The 2,432-nt window shown below is 63.3% G+C and carries 3 protein-coding genes; all 3 read right to left on the bottom strand.

What is annotated here, in order from left to right; all coding sequences use genetic code 11:
• On the bottom strand, positions 1 to 475 hold a 475-nt coding region (locus CWO89_RS43140; RefSeq protein WP_245476838.1), incomplete at its 3' end, for an amidase family protein.
• Between the two features lie 196 nt (positions 476 to 671).
• Complete coding sequence (locus CWO89_RS43145) at positions 672 to 1,241, bottom strand: c-type cytochrome (protein ID WP_130584264.1); 570 nt, start codon at positions 1,239 to 1,241, stop codon at positions 672 to 674.
• A gap of 118 nt (positions 1,242 to 1,359) precedes the next feature.
• Positions 1,360 to 2,432 (bottom strand): PQQ-dependent sugar dehydrogenase (locus tag CWO89_RS43150; protein ID WP_245476839.1); only part of this gene is annotated, 1,073 nt, incomplete at its 5' end.

The raw sequence follows: 2,432 nt of genomic DNA on the forward strand, positions 1-2,432 counted from the left end.
CGCCGCCGGAGGAGCCGCCCGGCGTGATGCCGCCATCACGCGGGTTCTTGGTGTCGCCATGGATCAGGTTGGTGGTGAACCAGCGATAGGAGAAGGCCGGGCAATTGGTGCGGCCAAGCAGGACCGCGCCCGCTTTCCGCAAATTCTCGACCACGGGATTGTTGGCCTTCGCGATCACGTCGCGCTGCAGCTTCAAGCCGTTGGTGGTGGCAAACCCTTCCTGATCGACATTGACCTTGATCGTGACCGGGACGCCGCCGAGCGCGCCGGCATCCTCGCCGCGGGCGATCGCGGCATCGATGGCGTCCGCCCGCGCCAGCACTTCTGCCGGCCTGTGGTCGACCACGGCATTGAGCTTGGGATTGACCGCGTCCAGCCGCGCCAAGGCGGCGGTCGCCGCCTCCCTCGCCGAAACCTTCTTCGATTTGATCAAGCCGGCCAGATCCGCGGCCGACAGACGCCAAAGTTCTTCCATTGCCAACTCCGTTGCGACGGGCGTGTTTTAGCGTCACGGGGCTGACGTGGCCAGCGCAAGGAATGGACAAAGATGGCATCTGCCCCTTCTTCTCGCGCGTGGGGAGAAGGTCGGGATGACCTCCGCGAAAACGGTGACGCCGTCATTCCGGGGCGATGCGATAGCATCGAGCCCGGAATGACGATCGCCGCGCACTTTAGCGGTAGCGGGCGATGTAATAGGCAAGGTCGGCGATCTGCTCTTTGGTCACCGGCTGCATCACGTCGGCCATGGTGCCGTCATAGCCGTGGCGGGTGTTGTCCTTGTATTCGCTGAGCGTCTTGCCCAGATAGTCCTCGCGCTGGTTGGCGATGCGCGGGACGTTGTCGTTGCCGGAGAAATCCGGCCTGTGGCAGTTGTTGCAGAGATATTGATGCGCCAATGCCTGGCCGCGCGCCATGCGGGCGGAATCGCCGGCCTCGGCGGGCGGTGCCGGCTTGGGCAAGGTGGCGATAAAATCGGAAAAGGTGCGGAGGTCGTCGTCGGACAGATCCTTCGCCATCTCGTTCATGGTGTCGAACGCGCGCAGCTTCTCGCGGAACATGAAGAGCTGGATCAACACGTAAGCCGCTTGCTGGGCGCCGAGCGAAGGGGTGTTCTCGGTCTCGGACATGCCGCGCTCGCCATGGCAGGCAAGACAGGGCGCGGCGCGCTCCTGGATGGTCCCGGCGCTGGCGGCGAAGGTGATGGATGCACAGGCGAGCGCGGTGATTAGCTTCTTATACATCGATCTTTCCTGGCGCTCCGTCATTGCGAGGAGCGAAGCGGACGAAGCAATCCATTTCGCCACTTGCGGAGGCATGGATTGCGTCGCTTCGCTCGCAATGACGGAGAGAGAGTACGACCTACTGCCCCGCGACCTTCTGCTTGCCGTAGGTGATGCGGTAGACGGCGCCGTTCCAGTCGTCGGAGACGAGCAGCGAGCCGTCTTTCAGTTGCATCACATCGACGGGACGGCCGACATATTTGTTGTCCGCGAGGAAGCCGGTGAGGAACGGCTCGACCGATTTCACCTTGCCGTCCTTGTCGAGCTTGACCACGACGACATCGCCGCCCTCCTTCTTCGACTTGTTCCAGGAGCCATGGCGCGCGACGAAGATCGCGTTCTTGTAGGCTTTCGGGAACATGTTGCCGGTATAGAAGCGCATGCCGAGCGCCGCGGTGTGCGGGCCCATCAGGCCGACCGGCGGGGTGTAGTCGCTGCAGGATTTACCCCAGCCGAGCTCCTGGTCGATGATGTTGCCCTGGTAGCAGAACGGCGCGCCGAAATCCTCGCCGGCCTTGGTCACGCGGTTGAGCTCGTCCTCCGGCACCGTCTCGGACAGCCAGTCGCGGCCATTGTCGGTGAAATAGAGGTGCTTGGTCTCGGGATTCCAGTCGAAGCCGACCGTGTTGCGCACGCCGACCGCATAGACTTCCGCGCCCGAACCATCGAGATTGATGCGCCGGATCTGGCCATGCGCATCGTCATGCAGCACGTTGTTGCCGGGCTGGCCGACCGGGACATAGAGCTTGTTGTCCGGGCCGATGGCGATGAACTTCCAGCCATGGGCCTCGTCCTTCGGCAGGTTGTCGTAGATCACCGTCGGCTTCGGCGGACTGTCGATGACATCGTCAATCTTCTCGATCTTGGAGACCTTGGAGAGCTCCGCGATGTAGAGCGTGCCGTCCTTGAAAGCGACGCCATTTGGACGATAGAGCCCGGAGGCGATCACCTTCACCTGGCGTTTGCCGTCCTTGTTGACGATGGCATAGACCTTGTCGACCAGGCGGCTGCCGACGAACACCGTGCCCTTGTCGCTCTGCGCCAGCGAACGCGCATTCGCCATGCCGGCGGCGTAGACCTCGACGTTGAAGCCGGCCGGCACCTTCAGCTTGGCGAGCGGCAATTTGTCGGGCGCGGCCGCAAGCGGCGGCG

The organism is Bradyrhizobium sp. Leo170 (assembly GCF_004296405.1).
Classification (GTDB): domain Bacteria; phylum Pseudomonadota; class Alphaproteobacteria; order Rhizobiales; family Xanthobacteraceae; genus Bradyrhizobium.

Excerpts from the sequence above, each read along its gene's own strand:
- CWO89_RS43145 (WP_130584264.1), bottom strand. The coding sequence starts at position 1,241 with ATGTATAAGAAGCTAATCACCGCGCTCGCCTGTGCATCCATCACCTTC.